The 18,025-nt window shown below is 52.2% G+C and carries 21 protein-coding genes; 19 read left to right on the forward strand and 2 right to left on the reverse strand.

Annotated features, from left to right (window positions below):
* The first annotated feature begins 31 nt into the window (after positions 1 to 31).
* Genes H1S01_RS02300 through H1S01_RS02320 form a run of 5 tightly spaced genes read left to right on the forward strand, consistent with a single transcriptional unit; the run spans position 32 to position 4,877 of the window.
* Complete coding sequence (locus H1S01_RS02300) at positions 32 to 241, forward strand: DUF1858 domain-containing protein (RefSeq protein WP_243236882.1); 210 nt, start codon at positions 32 to 34, stop codon at positions 239 to 241.
* A 29-nt stretch (positions 242 to 270) separates the two neighbouring features.
* Positions 271 to 627: an Asp23/Gls24 family envelope stress response protein gene (locus tag H1S01_RS02305; protein WP_188038479.1), complete on the forward strand. Its 357-nt coding sequence runs from the start codon at positions 271 to 273 to the stop codon at positions 625 to 627.
* Positions 599 to 2,284, forward strand: coding sequence for a DAK2 domain-containing protein (locus H1S01_RS02310; RefSeq protein ID WP_188038480.1), 1,686 nt, complete (start codon positions 599 to 601; stop codon positions 2,282 to 2,284). The genes H1S01_RS02305 and H1S01_RS02310 overlap by 29 nt, the downstream gene beginning before the upstream one ends.
* A gap of 6 nt (positions 2,285 to 2,290) precedes the next feature.
* Positions 2,291 to 4,714 (forward strand): ATP-dependent DNA helicase RecG, encoded by a 2,424-nt coding sequence (gene recG, locus H1S01_RS02315; protein ID WP_188038481.1) that lies wholly within the window; start codon positions 2,291 to 2,293, stop codon positions 4,712 to 4,714.
* Positions 4,715 to 4,748: 34 nt separating this feature from the next.
* On the forward strand, positions 4,749 to 4,877 hold the full coding sequence (locus H1S01_RS02320; protein ID WP_188038482.1) for a small, acid-soluble spore protein, alpha/beta type: 129 nt from the start codon (positions 4,749 to 4,751) through the stop codon (positions 4,875 to 4,877).
* Between the two features lie 285 nt (positions 4,878 to 5,162).
* On the opposite strand, the gene gpr is transcribed toward H1S01_RS02320, so the two are convergent.
* Positions 5,163 to 6,149 (reverse strand): GPR endopeptidase, encoded by a 987-nt coding sequence (gene gpr, locus H1S01_RS02325; RefSeq protein ID WP_188038483.1) that lies wholly within the window; start codon positions 6,147 to 6,149, stop codon positions 5,163 to 5,165.
* Between the two features lie 135 nt (positions 6,150 to 6,284).
* On the opposite strand from gpr, the gene rsmD reads away from it, so the two are divergent.
* The 3 genes from rsmD to H1S01_RS02340 are packed head-to-tail and all read left to right on the forward strand — an operon-like array spanning position 6,285 to position 7,894.
* Positions 6,285 to 6,836 (forward strand): 16S rRNA (guanine(966)-N(2))-methyltransferase RsmD, encoded by a 552-nt coding sequence (gene rsmD, locus H1S01_RS02330; protein WP_188038484.1) that lies wholly within the window; start codon positions 6,285 to 6,287, stop codon positions 6,834 to 6,836.
* 12 nt (positions 6,837 to 6,848) lie between these two features.
* Positions 6,849 to 7,337 (forward strand): pantetheine-phosphate adenylyltransferase, encoded by a 489-nt coding sequence (coaD, locus tag H1S01_RS02335; RefSeq protein ID WP_188038485.1) that lies wholly within the window; start codon positions 6,849 to 6,851, stop codon positions 7,335 to 7,337.
* Positions 7,338 to 7,369: 32 nt separating this feature from the next.
* Positions 7,370 to 7,894 (forward strand): ATPase, encoded by a 525-nt coding sequence (locus tag H1S01_RS02340; RefSeq protein ID WP_188038486.1) that lies wholly within the window; start codon positions 7,370 to 7,372, stop codon positions 7,892 to 7,894.
* Positions 7,895 to 7,948: 54 nt separating this feature from the next.
* Here H1S01_RS02340 and H1S01_RS02345 read toward each other — a convergent pair whose 3' ends face one another.
* Entirely contained in the window at positions 7,949 to 9,124 is a 1,176-nt protein-coding gene (locus tag H1S01_RS02345; RefSeq protein ID WP_188038487.1) for a nucleoside recognition domain-containing protein, read from the reverse strand.
* Positions 9,125 to 9,271: 147 nt separating this feature from the next.
* Between H1S01_RS02345 and H1S01_RS02350 the strand changes: the two genes are divergently transcribed.
* From H1S01_RS02350 to H1S01_RS02400, 11 genes are all read left to right on the forward strand, one after another.
* A complete protein-coding gene (locus tag H1S01_RS02350; protein ID WP_188038488.1) occupies positions 9,272 to 10,462 on the forward strand; it encodes an acetate/propionate family kinase in 1,191 nt (396 codons plus the stop codon).
* Positions 10,463 to 10,532: 70 nt separating this feature from the next.
* A complete protein-coding gene (locus H1S01_RS02355; RefSeq protein ID WP_188038489.1) occupies positions 10,533 to 11,075 on the forward strand; it encodes a YceD family protein in 543 nt (180 codons plus the stop codon).
* A gap of 15 nt (positions 11,076 to 11,090) precedes the next feature.
* Positions 11,091 to 11,270: a 50S ribosomal protein L32 gene (gene rpmF / locus H1S01_RS02360; RefSeq protein WP_155474750.1), complete on the forward strand. Its 180-nt coding sequence runs from the start codon at positions 11,091 to 11,093 to the stop codon at positions 11,268 to 11,270.
* 169 nt (positions 11,271 to 11,439) lie between these two features.
* A complete protein-coding gene (gene fapR / locus H1S01_RS02365) occupies positions 11,440 to 12,009 on the forward strand; it encodes a transcription factor FapR (protein WP_188038490.1) in 570 nt (189 codons plus the stop codon).
* A gap of 13 nt (positions 12,010 to 12,022) precedes the next feature.
* Positions 12,023 to 13,027 (forward strand): phosphate acyltransferase PlsX, encoded by a 1,005-nt coding sequence (gene plsX / locus H1S01_RS02370; RefSeq protein WP_188038491.1) that lies wholly within the window; start codon positions 12,023 to 12,025, stop codon positions 13,025 to 13,027.
* Positions 13,024 to 14,028 (forward strand): beta-ketoacyl-ACP synthase III, encoded by a 1,005-nt coding sequence (locus H1S01_RS02375; protein WP_188038492.1) that lies wholly within the window; start codon positions 13,024 to 13,026, stop codon positions 14,026 to 14,028. The genes plsX and H1S01_RS02375 overlap by 4 nt, the downstream gene beginning before the upstream one ends.
* A gap of 33 nt (positions 14,029 to 14,061) precedes the next feature.
* The gene (fabK, locus tag H1S01_RS02380) at positions 14,062 to 15,012 is read left to right on the forward strand and encodes an enoyl-[acyl-carrier-protein] reductase FabK (RefSeq protein ID WP_188038493.1); all 951 of its coding nucleotides are present in this window, start codon (positions 14,062 to 14,064) and stop codon (positions 15,010 to 15,012) included.
* Between the two features lie 8 nt (positions 15,013 to 15,020).
* On the forward strand, positions 15,021 to 15,947 hold the full coding sequence (gene fabD / locus H1S01_RS02385; RefSeq protein WP_188038494.1) for an ACP S-malonyltransferase: 927 nt from the start codon (positions 15,021 to 15,023) through the stop codon (positions 15,945 to 15,947).
* A 16-nt stretch (positions 15,948 to 15,963) separates the two neighbouring features.
* The gene (gene fabG / locus H1S01_RS02390) at positions 15,964 to 16,710 is read left to right on the forward strand and encodes a 3-oxoacyl-[acyl-carrier-protein] reductase (protein ID WP_155474944.1); all 747 of its coding nucleotides are present in this window, start codon (positions 15,964 to 15,966) and stop codon (positions 16,708 to 16,710) included.
* A gap of 24 nt (positions 16,711 to 16,734) precedes the next feature.
* The gene (gene acpP / locus H1S01_RS02395) at positions 16,735 to 16,965 is read left to right on the forward strand and encodes an acyl carrier protein (RefSeq protein WP_170291556.1); all 231 of its coding nucleotides are present in this window, start codon (positions 16,735 to 16,737) and stop codon (positions 16,963 to 16,965) included.
* A gap of 112 nt (positions 16,966 to 17,077) precedes the next feature.
* Positions 17,078 to 18,025 carry a nitronate monooxygenase gene (locus H1S01_RS02400; protein ID WP_188038495.1) on the forward strand — a complete coding sequence of 316 codons (948 nt, stop codon included), beginning with the start codon at positions 17,078 to 17,080 and terminating at the stop codon, positions 18,023 to 18,025.

Raw genomic sequence — 18,025 nt, forward strand, 5'->3', positions numbered from 1 at the left:
AAACAAATGAAACGATTAAGGGGGGGCTGACTTGGGTAAGATCACCAAAGATATGTCTTTAATGGAACTGTTGCAGACTTATCCCGGGGCAAAAGATATTCTGGCCCGCTACGGTATGGGATGCCTAGGTTGCATGGGTTCCACCATGGAAACCATTGAAGGCGGTGCGCGCATGCACGGGATTGACCTTCGGAACCTCCTCGACGAATTGAGCTGCTTGGAAGAGAAGGGACCTGAATAAGGTCCTTTTTTTTGAAGGGAGTGACCCAAATGACTGTGAAAAACGCATCCGATTTCGGTCGTGTCACCATTGCCGATGATGTGATCGCCAATATCGCCGGGCAAGCGGTGGCGGAATGTTACGGTTTAGTCGGTATGGCTGCCAAAAGCCCTCTCGCTGGAATCAGTGTGAAACGGGGCGACAATACGGCCCGGGGAATTTATGTGACCGCTTTTGACGACTTTTCTGTTACCTTGGATCTGCATGTACTCGTCGCTTATGGAGTTCGCATACCGGAAGTCGCTCGGACGGTGATGGAAAGAGTCAAAATATCTGTAGAAAATCAACTGGGTTTAACCGTCCGCGAGGTGAACGTGCATGTTCAAGGAATCAAAGTTGCCGACTAAAGATCATCGACGACTCAATGGGATAGAAGTAGCCCAACTGATTCGCAGCGGTGCTGTCCAAGTGGAACAGAACCGCCAGTATGTCGATCGTTTAAACGTGTTTCCTGTTCCTGATGGTGATACCGGTACGAATCTAGCTTTGACCTTACAAGCCTGTGCCGAAGCAATGCCGAAAGAAGAGCCTTCCGTTGGAAAAGTCGCTTCGGCGGCAGCGAAAGGCGCCCTGCTGGGCGCACGAGGCAACTCCGGTGTAATCTTCTCCCAGCTTTTCTGGGGATGGGCAAAGGCGATGGAAGAGACTGAAACCGTCTCCCCCCGTGAATGGGCGCAAGCGATGGAAAAGGGTGTGGAGAGAGCCTATAAAGCCGTCATGAAGCCCGTGGAAGGAACTATCTTAACCGTGGCCAAGATGGCGGCACGAGAAGCTCTTGCAGCGGCCCGCCGCGGCAGCGATATGGAGGAGGTCTTAGCCGCGGCCATTGAAGCTGGAAAAAGGGCTCTCGCCAAAACGCCGGAACAACTACCTGCCCTCAAAGAAGCTGGTGTCGTCGACGCTGGTGGCCAGGGTTATTTATTCTTCTTGATAGGCTGTCATCAGGCGCTTGCAGGCGAAGCAGCCTCTGCCCCAAATGGCACCTTCGAACCATCCGAATCTCCTTACTTTGATGAAAAAGACAGGTCCTCTTCTACGGCACTTATCGAAAGCTCTCCTCATCGAGAGGAAAATATGGAGTTTCCTTACTGCACCGAATTCATCCTCCGGGGGCAGAACCTCCCTTTAGAAGCTCTTCAAGAGAGCCTCAAGCCCTTAGGGGATTGCTTGCTCGTGGTTGGCGACAGGGAAACAGCAAAAATCCATGTACATACCAATCATCCCGGCGTGGTGCTGGAGAAAGCCTTAGCCTACGGCTCACTTCACCAGGTACACATCAACAACATGGCCGAGCAAGCCAACAACAGGGCTGAACAAGCAGAGGCCGAGCAAGAAATTCCGCCGCAACGACCGATTGGTTTTATCGCCGCCACACCCTCAGAAGGATGGGCAGCCCTGTACCGAGAACAAGGAGCGATGGGGATTATCGATGGGGGGACCAGTTGCAACCCCAGTGCCCAAGATTGGTTGTCAGCCGTAGAAAAGGCAAATGCCGATTTTTGCTTGCTCTTACCGAACCATCCCAACCTGATCATGGCGGCCCGTCAAGCCGTACAGATGATCGGAGAAGATAAAGCGACCGTTATCGGGACTCGACATCTACCGGGAGGATTGGCAGCGAGCCTCGCTTTCGATCCGGACAAGTCTGTCGAAGATAATATCAAAATGATGGAAGCGGCTGCTGGAGCGGTGCACAGTTTGGAGATCACCTGGGCTGTGCGGGACGCTTCGGTCAACGGTCGAGATGTGAAAGAAGGGGACCTCCTCGGGATCTTCGATGACAAACTCGTTTCCTGTGGAAATTCTGTCCCACCAGTGGTTTTAGAGGCGCTCGACCGCTCTGAAGAAGAGTGGGAATTGATCACTATATATACGGGGGAAAACGTATCCGACGAGGATGTGGAAACGTTAAAAGATGCGATTGGCTCAGCTTATCCCAATGTAGAAGTGCATCGGATACAGACGGGACAACCTCTTTATCCCTATATCTTTGGTCTGGAGTAAGAAACGATGAGTTGGCAACCCCTATGGCAAAGTCTGCGCCGGGCGATTGACGCCGAGCGCAATCTCGGATACACGGACGGAGGCGTCGTCGGCGGTTTTTCCGCCTACGCCTATGCTTCCTTGGCTGCTCTTCGGCAGGCTCTATCGGCTCATCCCGGTCCTTGGGGAGCTCGGCTTGCTCTTTGGGAAGGCCAGATGAGTCACTACCGGCGATTAACTCCGCCGGAACGGCGCCATGTGGTCGATCAGATGGCCCAGAGCATCGGGGAATTGGAATTGGAATTGCCGACGACCGAAGCGAGGAAGAAAGTTTCTCCCAATCCAGGGTCAGACGATAGCAGCGTCAAGAAAAAACAACATGAAACGGCCCCCCGGAACCTGAAAGGCCCTGGTACGGCGATTCAGTTTCTCCGAGGCGTAGGACCTCAGCGGGCGGCTGCCCTTAAAAGGCTTGGCATCGAAACGATTCAGGATTTGCTTTTTCATCTGCCCCACCGCTATATCGACCGCAGCCAGTTGCTCAGCATTGCTCAAATACGTTATCCCGGTGATTATAACGTATCCGGTGTCATTCGAGCCTACCAGCAGTATAATCCTCGCCGCGGATTGGCTGTTATCAAAGGTCAGTTGGACGATGGTACAGGCCTATTGCCGATCGTCTTATTCAACCGCAAGCAATTGACCGCCAAATACCCTCCCGGCACGGCAGTCATCGTATCAGGGAAAGTGGAGTTTCGCTACGGAAAGGCGGAACTGCATGTAGAGGAAATGGAAAACCAAGCAGAAGCGGGATTGCATACCAACCGAATCGTACCGGTCTATCCGGCTACGGAAGGGTTGAACCAGCGATTCTTGCGGGGACTCTATGAACAGGTCGTTCCTCAGTATGCCCCTCAAATGAGTGATATCGTGCCAAAGGGACTCGACAGTTCGACAAACCTACCTACCTTGAATCAAGCCGTTCAATGGGTTCATTTCCCCGATTCCCTTGAACAGGCTGAATTCGGCCGGCGCAAACTGGCTTTTAACGAAGCCTTTTTGCTGCAAACGGCTTGGCAGTTCATTCGCCGTCGTCGGAACGTCCCTATCGAAGGTATTGGTCACAAGCCTGCCCAGGAGGAACTGAACAAGCTATGGTCCCTCTTGCCTTACGAGTTGACGACGGCCCAAAAACGGGTCGTTCGGGAGATCGCCGCCGACATGGAAGCGAATCGACCGATGAACCGGCTTCTCCAGGGAGATGTGGGAGCCGGCAAGACGATCGTAGCGGCTTCCGCCGTCGTCAAAGCGGTCGCATCAGGTTACCAGGCGGCGCTGATGGCGCCGACAGAAGTTCTCGCCGAACAACACGCCATCAGCTGGCAGCGATTGCTCGCCGAGATGGCTATACCAGTGGCCCACCTTTCCGGTTCGCTGACGCGCCGCAGAAAAGAGGAAGTTCTCAAAGGTCTATCGGAAGGCACTTTTCCGGTCGTTGTGGGGACCCATGCGCTGTTGCAAAAAGAAGTAGTCTTCCAGCGCCTCGGGCTGGTCGTCATTGATGAACAGCACCGCTTCGGTGTTCGCCAGCGAGCTGCCCTTTGGGAAAAAGGCCAACAGGCAGACCTCCTCGTCATGACGGCCACACCGATACCGCGAACATTAGCCATGACCCTGTATGGCGATCTCGATGTATCCATCCTCAATGAACGCCCTCCCGGTCGGCAGGAAGTCAAAACGTATCATGTAGGCAGTGATACATGGCCCCGGGTGTACAATCTGATCCGCCGTGAAGTGGCCCAAGGGCACCAGGCTTATATCGTCTGTCCGGCCATCGAAGAATCGGAAGAGATGGACTTGGCAGCCGTGGAAGAACGCTATGGCACCCTCACTCGAGACGTCTTCCCGGATCTAGAGGTAGGCATCCTGCACGGCCGGATGAAAAAGGAAGAAAAAGCTGCCGTCATGGAGCGTTTTTACCGGGGAAATACAAAAGTCCTCGTCGCGACGACCGTCATCGAGGTTGGCATCGATGTGCCGGCAGCAACGGTGATGGTAATCGAAGGGGCCGAACGATTCGGGTTAGCCCAACTCCACCAATTACGTGGTCGTGTCGGACGGGGGCAGGCCCAGTCCTTCTGCATCCTCATCGCCGATAAACTTTCCGACGAGGGAAAAAGGCGCATGAAGGCCATGGAAGGAACGAACGATGGTTTCCGCCTCGCCGAAGAAGATCTCAAACTGCGGGGCCCCGGAGAATTTTTGGGGACCCGCCAGAGCGGTATCCCTGCGTTTAAGGTCGCTGACTTGGTCAAAGATGCTGATCTATTAGAACAAGCCAAGAGCGCATCGGAACTGTGGACCGCTCAAGATCCGGCCCTGCAAAGACCGGAAAGCCGAGAACTGGCCCGCAAGGTCAGGGAGACTTTTCAAGGATTGGATTTGTTATAATCGGTGGATCCTAACGGCGAGGAGGTGAAAAGCCTTGCCTGATCGGGATCGTGACGAACTGTCGCCGAATATGGAAGACTTCAAAATGGAAGTGGCCCAGGAACTTGGGTTGTCCCATCGAATAAAATCCGTGAACAAAGACAAGAGCGACTCAAAGCAATAAGCAAAGAGTGATTCCCGGTTGGATCACAGCCGATCAACGAAGCTTACGTGCAAAAAGCGATGGAGTGTCGAACAATGGTAGCCGGCACTCCATCGCTTTTAAAGACGGTACTATCGAAGATGACTAGAAGGGTAGATTTAGCTGTAATCGGGCTTCGAGTTTTTATTGAATACGAAGACGATAAGTGGCAAGTCACAAAAACGGAAAGAACATGGATCAGTTGAGCATTATAGGGATAACCGCTGTGGTTATCCCTATAGTCGTCTATAGCCGCTGCCTTTGTCTTTATGATAGATACTGGGTCCACTGTTCCGGTGTAATCGATGGATGCAGCGATTGAGCGATTCCTGATGCCACCACTTTAGACGTTTGCTGAATCAACTGGTCGATCTCTTTCGGTGTCATGATCAGATCGCGGGTATAAGGTCCTAAGACCTGCTCGATGATCTGCTGCATAGCGTCAGGGTTCAGTCCCTTATAGAGCTTATATAAGGTGGGGCTTGTTTGGAACTGCTCCATCAGTTTTTCAATGGCTTCATGGGCAATGATACCGGCATGCATCACCGTCGGGATGCCCAAGGCAATCACAGGAACGCCCATCGTCTCCAGGTTGATGCCAGCACGCTTGTTGCCTACACCGGATCCGGGATGAATTCCCGTATTGGCCAACTGAACGCTTGTAGCGATGCGATCGACGGAACTGGTTGCCAAGGCGTCGATGGCGATGACCAGATCAGGGCGGGTTTTTTCGACGATCCCTTTGATGATCTCTGCGGTCTCAATTCCCGTCAATCCGAGCACACCGGGGGCGATAGCGCTGACCGGCCGCAATCCGCCAGCCAATTCTTCTGGTGCATACTGGTGCAGATGGCGGGTCACCATGGTATAATCGACGACTTTTGGCCCCAGCGCATCCGGGGTGGCGTTCCAGTTACCCAAGCCGACCACGAGGACAGAACCGTCCGGTCTTAACCGGAGCAGACCTGTCAATTCCTTGGCTAAGATCGAAGCGATTTGTTGATGAACTTCCCGGTTATTATCGCGCAACTGCGGTGCATCAATGGTTACGTAGGTGCCGACAGGTTTTCCCATGGATTGCTCGCCTTGAACGTTTTCCACGATGACCGTCGTCACCGTCGCTGTCGGGTGCTGCGTTTTAAAGACCTTTACACCGGGAATATCGGAACCTCTTTCTTGACGAATCACGTCATGGGCTTCAACAGCCATATCGAGCCGAATGCCGAGATTTCCGTAAAGTTGAGAACGGCTCATCGCCAAACCTCCCTTATTCCATCCATTAAGAATCAATGTACCACTAGGACAGTGGTACCATTCCTCTTTTGCTAGAATTGTCGAACGGGGGAGGGCATGTTATAATTTGGGTAATGTCGTCGAAAGGGGAAGGAAATGCGTATCATTGCCGGTCAAGCACGCGGCCACCGATTGGCTGCTGTGAAGGGCTCCAAGACCCGCCCAACAGCAGACCGCGTTAAAGAAGCTCTATTCAATGTACTTGCTGGGCGTATCCCCGACGCCCGATGTCTTGATCTGTTTGCAGGGACCGGCGCACTTGGATTGGAAGCGTTAAGCCGTGGTGCTGAACAAGTATATTGGGTCGAAAAAGACCAAGAAGCCTGTCGAGTCATACAGAAAAACATGGATACAACTGGCCTTGCGAATGGAACGATTATGAGGCAAGACGTTTATTCGGCATGCCGGATGCTTTTACAGCAAGGAAAACGGTTTGACTTGATTTTTGCCGATCCCCCCTACAAACAAAATCTTCTGCCGGAAGTGTTGGAATTGGTCGCCCAAGGTCTGCTTTCTGCCGATGGCGTTCTGATTCTTGAGACAAGCCGCGATGAGACATTGCCTGAACGAATAGGCCGACTCGGTCATATACGTTCAAACCGTTACGGCGATACAATGATTCATTATTATCAGTGGCTAGAATCGTAAGGAGGCTGCTCTGTGGCAATCGCCGTTTATCCTGGAAGCTTTGATCCGATCACCAAGGGACACATGGATATTGTGGAAAGGGCGGCACAAATCTTTGACGAACTGATTGTAGCTGTCGTTCACAACCCTAGCAAAAAGCCTTTGTTTACGATGGAAGAGCGAGTGGAAATGATCCGCGTCGCTTCCCAGCATCTGACGAATGTGACGGTGAAGTCTTTTTCCGGGCTGCTTGTAGACTTCGCCAAAAAAGAGAAGGCCAACGCGATTGTTCGAGGCCTTCGAGCCGTGTCTGATTTCGAGATTGAATTTCAAATGGCCTTGATGAATAAAACACTTTACCCTCAGGCGGAAACGGTTTTCCTTGCTACGACTACAGACTACGCCTTTATTAGCAGCTCCATGGTAAAAGAAGTCGCCTCCTTTGGCGGCGATGTACAGGAATACCTGCCGCCGATTGTACAGGAACGCATGGCCGAAAAGTATGGTAAAAAAGGTACCTGATGATAACAGGATAGACTGAAGGGGGGACAAAAATGGAGCGTTCAGTATCTTTTGAGGGGACAGCTGCTCGTCTGACCGATGGCAAAGGAAGCATTTTGCGCATCCTCGATGAAATCGAGGAAATGGTGGAAACGGCGACTCGCATTCCTATGACTGGGAAAGTCCTCGTGGACGATCATGCCTTGCTAGACAGCATCGATCGCATCCGCACCGGCCTGCCGGAAGAATTGCGCCAAGCCAAATGGCTCACGAAAGAACGGCAGCGGGTTATCCAAGAAGCGGAAGCAGAATGTGAACGCATGATAGAAGAAACAAAAACTTATGTAGCGAAGATGGCCGGCGAGACAGAGATCGTTCGCATGGCTCAAGCCAAAGCGGAAGAGATATTGGCAGAGGCGAAACGAACTGCTAATGATCTGAAGGTGGATGCTCGTGATTATGCCGACGAAGTGCTTCGCCAAATGGAGCAAACGCTAACCAAGTCGATCAATACGGTTCGCAAAGGTCGAGAGGAACTACAAGAACACTGGGGACGAGAGCGGGAAGAAGAATATTAACATACGGTTATGTATAGTTTAGTAGACAGAGGGTGTAAAACTTTACACTCTCTTTCACTTTTTTCTTGCACCTTTGATGAAAATCATAGAAAATATCAGCATAATTCCTATCAGCCCATAGACAAGGCCGCTTTTACCAGGCCAGATCCACCAAAGGTTAAATTCGGCTAGAGGAGGGATGTAGGAAGAGGACATAGGGAGGGGAAGATAGAGAAGCAGCACATAGAGAATCGCCATGGAGAGAAAACCTTGCGCTAATCGAGCTAGGAGATACCGGCTGAGGCGAACCCCTGTGCCTGCCAAAAAGGTAGACACCTGAGCTTGAATCGATATGCCGCTCCAGGCCAGAATAAACGATGTCATCATTAGTCGTTCAGTTAAAGGAGCATGGGCCGCCGCGATCTGTTGACAGCCGATGCTCATCTCCAACAGACCGGCAATCATTCCGGGAGCCAGGGTCGGGGTGAGGCGCAACCATGGAAGAACCTCTTCCAGACCGCTCAGCAGGGGAGTGATCACGTCTCCGGCCAATAAAAGGCGGAAAGTGACGACGAAAAACATCATATATCCGCCGATGGCCAAGATGTTGTTCATCCCACGGGTAATTGCCGTTCCCAGAATTTCTCCAGGCGGTTTAGACTGCAGCGAAAAAAGCTTCCACTCTGCCTCAAGCCGCTTCCACAGGCTGGACCCTCTCCCGACCGTGGAAAAGGAACGAGGTGGTGGAGGGAGTGTTCGAGTATATAACCAACCCACCGCCAAGTTAGCGCCATAATGGGCTGCTGCAAGCATCAGACCGGCTTCAGAGGAACCAAAAAGGCCGGCTCCGACGGCACCGAGCATGAACAAGGGGCTGGCGTTGTTCGTAAACAGGGCGAGACGTTCTCCCTCTGTCGTCGTCAAAGCGCCTTCCCGGATCAAACGGGCCGTCATGATGGCACCCACAGGAAATCCGGTCGTAAAGCCGATCGCCACGACGACGGCTGCAGTACCAGGCAGTCGGAAAAGAGGACGCATCAATGGCTCCAACATGACACCGACCAGACGGGGCAGGCCCATTCCTAAAATCAGTTCTGCAACGACTAAAAAGGGGAACAAGGCAGGTAACAAGACAGTTAACCACAACTGTAATCCTTCCCGGGCTGCCGACAGAGACTCTGAGGGATAATAAACCATAAGAGGTGTCAGCAGAAGAAAATATAGGAAAAGGGCGATGGGACCTTTACCCATAAAACACCAAACCTCCAATATAACAAATTTTCTGAAAGTTTTGCACCTAATTCGACGAAATAGTCTTATTAAATGACAACCGCTAAGCCATTGGGTATAGTAATAATGAAAAAAAAGACAAGTCACAAAAGCATAAGGAGGATTTCAATGATTATCTTAGTTATCAACTCTGGAAGTTCTTCGCTCAAATATCAAGTTTTTGATATGCAGAACGAAACTCTTCTGGCCAAGGGACTTGTCGAAAGGATTGGGCTTAACGGTTCCTTGTTAACCCATCGTCCTTCCGGGAAAAATCCCGTCGTCATGGAGACGGACATTCCAAATCATGACACAGCGATTCAGATGACCGTGGACGCCTTAATTCATGAGGAGTATGGTGTTATCAAATCGCTGCGGGAAATCAACGCTGTCGGTCATCGCGTTGCCCACGGCGGAGACAAGTTTTCCGATTCGGCCGTTATCGACGAGAAGGCTCTCGCAGACATTCGCGCCCTCTTCGAAGTAGCCCCCTTGCATAACCCACCTGCCGTTATGGGGATCGAGGCATGCCAGCACATGCTGCCTGGTGTTCCGCAAGTAGCTGTCTTCGATACAGCTTTCCATCAAACCATCCCCGCAGAGGCTTATATGTACGCCTTGCCTTATGAGTTGGCCAAAAAATACTCCCTTCGCCGCTATGGATTTCACGGAACTTCCCACAAATATGTGGCTCAGCGGGCCGCAGCTATGCTCGGTCGCCCCTTAGAGGAACTGAAGATCATCACCTGTCACCTGGGCAATGGTGCCTCTATCGCTGCCGTACTTAAGGGCAACTCGGTAGATACGTCCATGGGCTTCACGCCCCTGGAAGGTCTGGTGATGGGCACTCGCGTCGGCGATATGGATCCGGCTGTGGTTCCTTTTATTATGGAAAAAGAAAACATGACGCCGGCTCAAGTGAGCGACTTTATGAATAAAAAATGCGGCGTCCTCGGTGTATCCGGTGTTTCCAGCGACTTCCGTGACTTAGAGGAAGGAGCCGACAACGGGAACGAACAATGCCGCTTGGCCCTCGATATGTTTGCCTACCGTGTTAAAAAATATATTGGCGCTTACGCTGCCGCTATGAACGGTGTCGACGCCATCGTCTTTACAGCAGGTTTGGGAGAAAACTCGTCGTCTATGCGCAAGACCGTCTGCAGCGGGCTGGAATACCTCGGTGTGAGACTGGACGAAGAGAAAAACAAAGGACGGGGAGAAGCGGACGTATCCCTGCCCGGTGCCGCCTGTCGCGTCATGGTGATACCGACGAACGAAGAGTTGATGATCGCCCGGGACACTTTCCGCCTAGCAAAATAACTTCTCCATTGACAGTATAAGCAGGCCTTTGTATAATAATGGCTGGTTCTTTTCTAAAGAGGTGGAGAATATGCGAGTCGATGAGGGTTTATTACGAAAGGTCCGTGAACGGTGGCAGCCGCTTCCCTGGTCCGGTCAATGGGAAGAAGTGGAATTGGAAGAAGACCTCCGTCCTGTGATGCCAGCCCATGTCGAAGGGAAAGTATCTCGGGAAGAAGGCGGGTACCGGTTTCAAGGAACCCTGTCGGCTCGGTTGACAGCCCCTTGTCATCGCTGTTTGCGTCCGGTCGAGTTTGCCCTCGACGTTCCCGTAGAGGCTCTTTTTACGACATCCCCTGTGGATGAAACCTCGGAAGAAACGATGCCGGAGGGTGACATTCCTCGATATCCCTTGGAAAGCGAGAGGGTTTTGGACCTATCTCCTGCCCTTCATGATGCCCTCGTATTAGCTTTGCCCATGAAAGTTTTGTGCCAAGAGGATTGTCCGGGTCTCTGTCCGCACTGTGGTGCCCTTCTGGAAGAAGGCCCTTGTGGTTGTTCTGAAGGCCCTGCAGACCCCCGGATGGCCCCTCTCCTGGCCTTGCTGAATGGCAACGAACGTTCTCAAAAATAAAAGGAGGTGTAGGAGATGGGTGTTCCTCAGCACCGGAGATCGAAGTCGCGCAACCGTCAGCGTCGTGCGGCACAGAAGTTGGAACCGGTTTCTTTCGGTTCCTGCCCTCAATGCCATGAACCCAAAATGCCCCACCACGTTTGCCCGAGCTGCGGGTATTATCGTGATCGGGAAGTTGGCAAAAAAGCCGAATAAGTTTCCAGTTCAGAAATGGCCTATCGTTGTATAGGCCATTTTCTTTTGGTATAATAAGGAAATATAAGGAAAAATACATCGATTAGACTTGCAAAATGAAAAAAACGGAGGTATACTTTGAATTAGTAGCAGCTACTATAAAAAACTGTACTCTGCAGGGGGAATAGCGATGGGGGCGCGAGAAAAAAAGGAAGTGCGCCTGGCCAAATTGGAGAAGATACTGCAGGAAAACCCCTTACATTCTGATGGGGAACTGGCCCGGAGACTCGGTGTCAGCATACAGACCGTTCGCTTAGACCGCCAACAGATCGGGATACCGGAGTTGCGTGAGCGGGCGCGCCAGGTCGCTGTGGAGCACTTAAAGGACACTCGTACCTTTACCGGGGAAGAAATCGTCGGAGAAGTGACCTATCTGATCGTCGGAAAAGAAGGGACTTCCCAACTTCGCTTTACCGAAGCGATGCTGCAGAGTTCATCCGTAGCCAGAGGGCATTACCTCTTTGCCCAAGCAAATTCCCTAGCGGTAGCTATCGTGGACGCGCCTACAGCTATGACAGCTCTGTCTCGCGTCCGTAACCGCCGCCCTGTACTATTGGGCGAGGTCGTCGAAGCCAAAGCCCATATCGTCAAGGTTGTCGGCGCTCGGAATATTATCCGTGTCGTCAGCCGTGTGGGAAATGAGATTGTATTTTCTGGCAAATTTTACATTATAGCTCGAGATAGGCTATCCCGACCATAAGGAGGAAATACTTTTGCGCATTGCGCTGGACGCCATGGGCGGGGATCATGCACCGGAGGAGATCGTAAAAGGGGCTATTGAGGCAGCTTTAGAGATGGATATCAACATCTTTCTGGTAGGCCGGCCTGAAGCGATCGAACCGCTGCTTCAGCAAGCTCCCACAACCGTCCGTAAGCGGATAGAAATCGTCGCCGCGTCGGAAGTTATCGCCATGGATGAATCACCGGCCACAGCCCTGCGAAAAAAGAAAGACGCTTCCATTGTCGTTGCCACCCGCCTTGTGAAGGAGGGGAAGGCCGAAGCTCTCGTCTCCGCAGGTTCGACAGGTGCCCAGATGGCTGCTTCACTTCTCGGACTCGGGCGGATTTCAGGCATTGATCGCCCGGCAATCGCTACCATTCTTCCTACCTTGGAAGGTGGCAAACTGCTCCTCGATGTGGGGGCCAATGCAGAAGCAAAGCCGAAAAACTTACTTCAGTTTGCTATGATGGGCAGTGTCTACGCCGAAAAAGTTATGGGGATCTCCAATCCTCGGGTAGCCCTGCTCAATATCGGTGAAGAAGAAACGAAGGGCAATGAATTAGTCCTCAGCACCTACGGGATGCTGAAAGAAGCGCCCATTCGTTTTATCGGGAACGTGGAAGGCCGAGATTTGTTTTTTGGCCGTGCCGATGTGATCGTCTGTGACGGCTTTGTGGGTAATGTCGTCTTAAAATTCGGTGAGGGCATGATCGGTGCCTTGACCAAAATGATCAAAGATGAACTAAAAAACAGCCGGTTGGCCCAACTCGGTGCGCTGCTGGCTACACCGGCACTGCGGGAGATGGGCAAACGGCTCGATTATGCTGAATACGGCGGTGCACCTCTTTTAGGTGTCAACGGCGTGTCGATCATCTGTCACGGCTCATCGAAAGCGAAAGCCATCAAGAACGCCTTGCGAGTGGCACAGCAGGGCGTTGAGGAACGATTCATCCAAGCGATTAAAGAGCATATCCCGGGAAGGGGGGAGCCGGTTTGATTAAGCTACAATCCGTCGGAATCTGGGGTACCGGTTCTTACCTGCCGGAAAAGATCATGACCAACAAAGACTTTGAGTCCATGATCGAGACGAGTGATGAGTGGATTGTCACTCGAACAGGGATTCGCGAGCGCCGTGTCGCCAAACCGGAAGAAGCCGTAAGCGATCTGGCTTACGTAGCCGGTCAGCGAGCCTTAGAGGCAGCGGGAGTACATCCCGAAGAGCTGGATCTGATCATCGTTGGCAGTTGTACCTTTGATGCTTACCTGCCTGCCTCGGCTTGTCTGGTTGCTGATAAACTGGGTGCCAAGAGGGCAGCCGCTTTTGACCTCGAGACAGCCTGTACCAGCTTTATCTACGGTTGTGCCGTAGGATCTCAGTTCATTGCCACCGGAACTTACCGGAGGGTACTCGTGATTGGGGCAGAGGTACTCTCGAAGTTTATGGATTATAGCGATCGCAACACTTGTGTGCTCTTTGGCGATGGTGCTGGAGCGGCTGTCTTAGGTCCTGTAGAAGAGGGGGCCGGTATTAAAGCGGTTCACCTCGGCGCTGATGGGTCAGGGGGAAAAGATCTCGGCGTACCCGCCGGCGGAAGTCGACTTCCTGCGACGGCGGAGACAGTGGAGCAACGGCAGCACTACGTCAAAATGAACGGGAAAGAAGTGTACAAATTCGCCGTTCGCATCATGGGCGATGCTGCTGAAAAGGCTTTGGAGATAGCTGACTGGGAGAAAGAAGACATCGACTTCTTCATTCCTCACCAAGCGAATATGCGTATCATTGACTCAGCTGCCAAAAAGTTAGGTATCGGTATGGATCGGGTGGCTGTCAACTTGGATCGTTACGGTAACATGTCGGCGGCTTCGATTCCGGTGGCCCTTGACGAAATGGTACGGAGCGGACAGATTCAGCCCGGACACCGATTGATTATGGTAGGTTTTGGTGCTGGACTTACCTGGGGAAGTATGGCAGTAGAGTGGGCGATACCGAAAGGGTAAAGCCGCGGCGTAGCAGGGTAAAGGAGGAAACTTGTGAGAACCGTTTTATGTGACCTTTTGGGGATTGACTATCCGATTATGCAAGGCGGAATGGCTTGGGTAGCCACTGCCGAACTGGCCGCGGCTGTATCTGAAGCAGGCGGGTTGGGAATTGTAGGTGCCGGACAAGCTCCCGCCGAATGGGTTGAAAATGAGATCGTTAAAATTAAAGAACGAACCTCCAAACCCTATGGTGTGAACGTGATGCTCATGTCTCCCCATGTGGACGATATAATTGAAGTGATCATCAAGCACCGTGTGCCTTTGATTACGACGGGCGCCGGAAACCCTGGAAAATATATTCCCCGGCTGAAAGAAGTAGGAACCAAGGTCATCCCTGTTGTCTCTTCAGTGGCACTGGCTCAACGTCTGGAAAAGTCGGGTGTAGACGCCCTTATCGCCGAAGGGATGGAATCTGGCGGTCATGTCGGTGAACTGACGACCATGTCGCTGGTGCCGCAAATCGTCGATGCCGTCAACATCCCTGTCATCGCTGCCGGAGGCATTGCCGACGGACGCCAGTTTGTCGCTGCCTTAAGCCTTGGTGCTGTCGGGGTGCAGATGGGTACTCGCTTTATGTGTGCCAAGGAATGTGTCATCCATCCCAACGTAAAAACAGCCGTTCTCAAGGCGAAAGATCGCGATACGGTCGTTACGGGACGTCCCACCGGTCATCCAGTCCGTTGTTTAAAAAACAAACTCGTCCGCAAGTTTGATGAGTTGGAGCGAAAAGCGGCTCCAGCGGAAGAATTCGAAAAACTTGGCGTCGGAAGACTTCGTTTAGCCATGGTGGAAGGCGATGTAGAACTGGGTTCGGTCATGGCCGGTCAAGTGGCAGCCATGGTATGCCGAGAGGAAACAGCTTCTGAAATCATTCAAGATATTATTATGCAAGCGGAAAAAGTGTTTGCAAATATGAACGGTCGGATTCAAGCAGGCCGTTAGGAGGACTTATGACACAAATCGCATTCATGTTTCCCGGCCAAGGCTCCCAATTCGTCGGCATGGGTGCCGACTTGGTAGCCCAATTTCCCTTGGCAAAAGCTGTCTTCGACGAAGCCGATGAAGCGCTAGGCTTTTCTTTAAGCAAGTTGTGCTTTGAAGGACCGGAAGAGGAATTACGCTTGACAGCGAACACCCAACCGGCCTTGTTGGCCACAGCGGTGGCCGTCTATCGAGTCTTGGCTGCTAACGGATTTCGTCCGGACTGGGTCGCCGGACACAGCCTGGGCGAGTATTCCGCTCTCGTAGCGGCTGGCAGTCTTACCTTGGTCGAAGGGATTCGCCTCGTTCGCCAGCGCGGTCTTTTTATGCAAGATGCTGTACCGGCCGGCCGTGGAACGATGGCCGCCATCATGGGGTTGGAGGCTGAAGCTGTGGAAGCCCTTTGCCGGGATGCGTCAACTGCCGGTGTTGTCGAACCGGCTAACTTTAACGGTGCCGGCCAAGTGGTTATCGCCGGGGAAGTGGCAGCGGTGGAACAAGCCGTTGCTTTGGCAAAAGCGGCAGGGGCAAAACGCTCGGTCATGCTCAATGTGAGTGCTCCTTTTCATTGCTCTTTGATGAAGCCGGCGGCAGAGCGCATGACAGAAGTCCTGCACGCGGCGAATATCTCCGATCCGACGATTCCTTTGGTCGCGAACGTGACGGCTCAACCAGCCACCAGCGGGGAAGCTGTCCGGAAAAACCTCATCCTCCAAGTGGATCATCCTGTTCGTTGGGAACAGTCGGTCAAGTTTCTCGCCGATGCGGGAGTCCAACGGTTTATCGAAGTGGGACCCGGAAAAGTGCTCACCGGTTTAGCTCGGAAGATTGTCAAAGGCTCTGAGACAGCCGCGATCGGCGATGTAGACACAATCCAAAAGGTCCTTGCATCTTAGGGGGAGAGTGGATAAAATGGGTGTAGACCTGCGGACAGCCTTAGTTACCGGGGCTTCCCGGGGGATCGGGCGAGCGATTGCCTTGCAATTGGCTGCTGACGGCTTTGCGGTCGCTGTCAATTATGCCGGAAGCGAAGCAAAAGCAAATGAAGTCGTCGAAGAGATTATCTCGGCTGGCGGGAAAGCTTTTGCCATCCAAGGGGATGTTTCCCGTTCCGATCAAGTTGATGAAATGGTCCAAAAAGTCCTGGCAGAATTTGGTCGCATTGATGTACTGGTGAATAATGCGGGCATTACCCGGGATAATCTGTTAATGCGCTTAAAGGAAGAAGATTGGGACGCCGTTCTCGATACGAATCTAAAGGGCCTATTCCTTTGCTCGAAAAGCGCCATCAAGCCCATGATTAAACAGCGCTCTGGGCGCATCATAAACATCACCTCCGTTGTCGGTCAAATGGGCAACGCCGGGCAGGGGAACTATGCGGCAGCCAAGGCCGGTGTCATCGGTTTGACCAAGACATTGGCGAAAGAACTCGGTTCTAGAAACATAACTGTAAACGCCGTCGCTCCCGGTTACATCCAAACCGATATGACCGACAAGCTCTCTGACGAGGTACGAGAAAGTTTAGCAAAAACGATTCCCTTAGGTAGACTTGGACAGCCCGAAGATGTGGCGAAAGTTGTCGCTTTCCTTGCATCGGAGAGCGCCAAATACATTACTGGTCAAACCATCAATGTCGATGGCGGCATGGTAATGGCGTAGTAGTTTCTAAAGGAGGTGAAAGACGTGTCATCTATTTTTGAAAAAGTCAAAGCCATCGTGGTAGAACAATTGGGAGTTGACGAAGAAGAAGTCAACATGGAGACTTCTTTTGAAGACCTGAACGCCGACTCTTTGGATATTGTTGAACTGGTCATGGCGTTGGAAGAGGAATTCGATATCGAGATTCCTGATGAAGATGCTGAAAAGATCAAAACCGTCGGTGCGGCTGTTGATTACATCAAAGAAAACCAGTAGGTATAAAAACTTAACTTGGCAAGTATTTCGGAAGTCCCGTAGCCATACGGGGCTTCCTGCCTATAGAGGACGAAGCCCTAGCGAACTGTAGGGGCATTTGGGGGAGTAGTAGGTGAAGCTACCGGAGTTGAAAATCGGCCATTTAGTGGCCAAGCTACCGATCGTACAAGGCGGCATGGCAATACGTATATCCATGGCTCCTCTAGCAGCAGCAGTGGCCAATGAGGGCGGGATCGGGCTGATCGCGGCGACAGGCCTGACCGAACAAGAGTTGCGCAGTGAGATTCGTGAAGCTCGCCGATTGACCAAAGGCATTATCGGCATCAATTGTCTTTTCGCCGCGCGGGACTTTGCTAAACTGGTGCAGACGGCTATCGACGAAGGGATCGACCTGGTCGTTTCAGGGGCTGGTTTTTCTCGAGATATGTTTCAATGGGGAAAAGAATCGGGAACTCCGATTGTTCCTATCGTCTCTTCGGCTCGCTTGGCGAAACTGGCCCAGAAGCTGGGTGCCGCCGCCGTCGTTGTCGAAGGTAAAGAAGCAGGCGGCCATCTGGGCACCGATGAGTCCATGAAGAAAATCGTGCCGGAAGTTGTTGCTGCCGTAGATATCCCTGTCATCGCCGCCGGTGGAATTATCGACGGTCATGATATCGTAGACGCCTTCAAAATGGGGGTCAGCGGTGTTCAAATGGGAACACGCTTTGCAGCCAGTGAAGAGTCCGGAGCAGCTCCGGAATTTAGAGAGCTTTACCTGCGCTCCACCCATGATGATGTAGTTCTAGTCGACAGCCCCGTAGGTCTGCCGGGTCGCGGTCTGAAAAACCCCTTTTGGAACAAGCTGAACTCTGATGAAGATAATTCTCCGAAGCGCTGTAATGGTTGCTTGAAGCATTGCTCAAAGTCCTTCTGTATCGTAGAAGCGCTTAACCATGCCCAACAAGGCAACATGGAATCGGGGTTGGTCTTCTCGGGAGAGCATGTGGAGAGAATCAAAGAGATCTTGCCTGTCCGTGTAATTGTAGAGAATCTTCTACGGGAAATAGAAGCCTATTCATAA

Source organism: Heliobacterium chlorum (assembly GCF_014502795.1).
Taxonomy (GTDB): domain Bacteria; phylum Bacillota; class Desulfitobacteriia; order Heliobacteriales; family Heliobacteriaceae; genus Heliobacterium; species Heliobacterium chlorum.

What these genes read in the sequence shown, in the direction of transcription:
- H1S01_RS02305 (WP_188038479.1), top strand. Translation starts at nt 271, where the DNA reads ATGACTGTGAAAAACGCATCCGATTTCGGTCGTGTCACCATTGCCGAT.
- H1S01_RS02310 (WP_188038480.1), top strand. Translation starts at nt 599, where the DNA reads ATGTTCAAGGAATCAAAGTTGCCGACTAAAGATCATCGACGACTCAAT.
- recG (WP_188038481.1), top strand. Translation starts at nt 2,291, where the DNA reads ATGAGTTGGCAACCCCTATGGCAAAGTCTGCGCCGGGCGATTGACGCC.
- gpr (WP_188038483.1), bottom strand. Translation starts at nt 6,149, where the DNA reads ATGAGCCGTTCTCAACTTTACGGAAATCTCGGCATTCGGCTCGATATG.
- rsmD (WP_188038484.1), top strand. Translation starts at nt 6,285, where the DNA reads ATGCGTATCATTGCCGGTCAAGCACGCGGCCACCGATTGGCTGCTGTG.
- H1S01_RS02340 (WP_188038486.1), top strand. Translation starts at nt 7,370, where the DNA reads ATGGAGCGTTCAGTATCTTTTGAGGGGACAGCTGCTCGTCTGACCGAT.
- H1S01_RS02345 (WP_188038487.1), bottom strand. Translation starts at nt 9,124, where the DNA reads ATGGGTAAAGGTCCCATCGCCCTTTTCCTATATTTTCTTCTGCTGACA.
- H1S01_RS02350 (WP_188038488.1), top strand. Translation starts at nt 9,272, where the DNA reads ATGATTATCTTAGTTATCAACTCTGGAAGTTCTTCGCTCAAATATCAA.
- H1S01_RS02355 (WP_188038489.1), top strand. Translation starts at nt 10,533, where the DNA reads ATGCGAGTCGATGAGGGTTTATTACGAAAGGTCCGTGAACGGTGGCAG.
- rpmF (WP_155474750.1), top strand. Translation starts at nt 11,091, where the DNA reads ATGGGTGTTCCTCAGCACCGGAGATCGAAGTCGCGCAACCGTCAGCGT.
- fapR (WP_188038490.1), top strand. Translation starts at nt 11,440, where the DNA reads ATGGGGGCGCGAGAAAAAAAGGAAGTGCGCCTGGCCAAATTGGAGAAG.
- fabD (WP_188038494.1), top strand. Translation starts at nt 15,021, where the DNA reads ATGACACAAATCGCATTCATGTTTCCCGGCCAAGGCTCCCAATTCGTC.
- fabG (WP_155474944.1), top strand. Translation starts at nt 15,964, where the DNA reads ATGGGTGTAGACCTGCGGACAGCCTTAGTTACCGGGGCTTCCCGGGGG.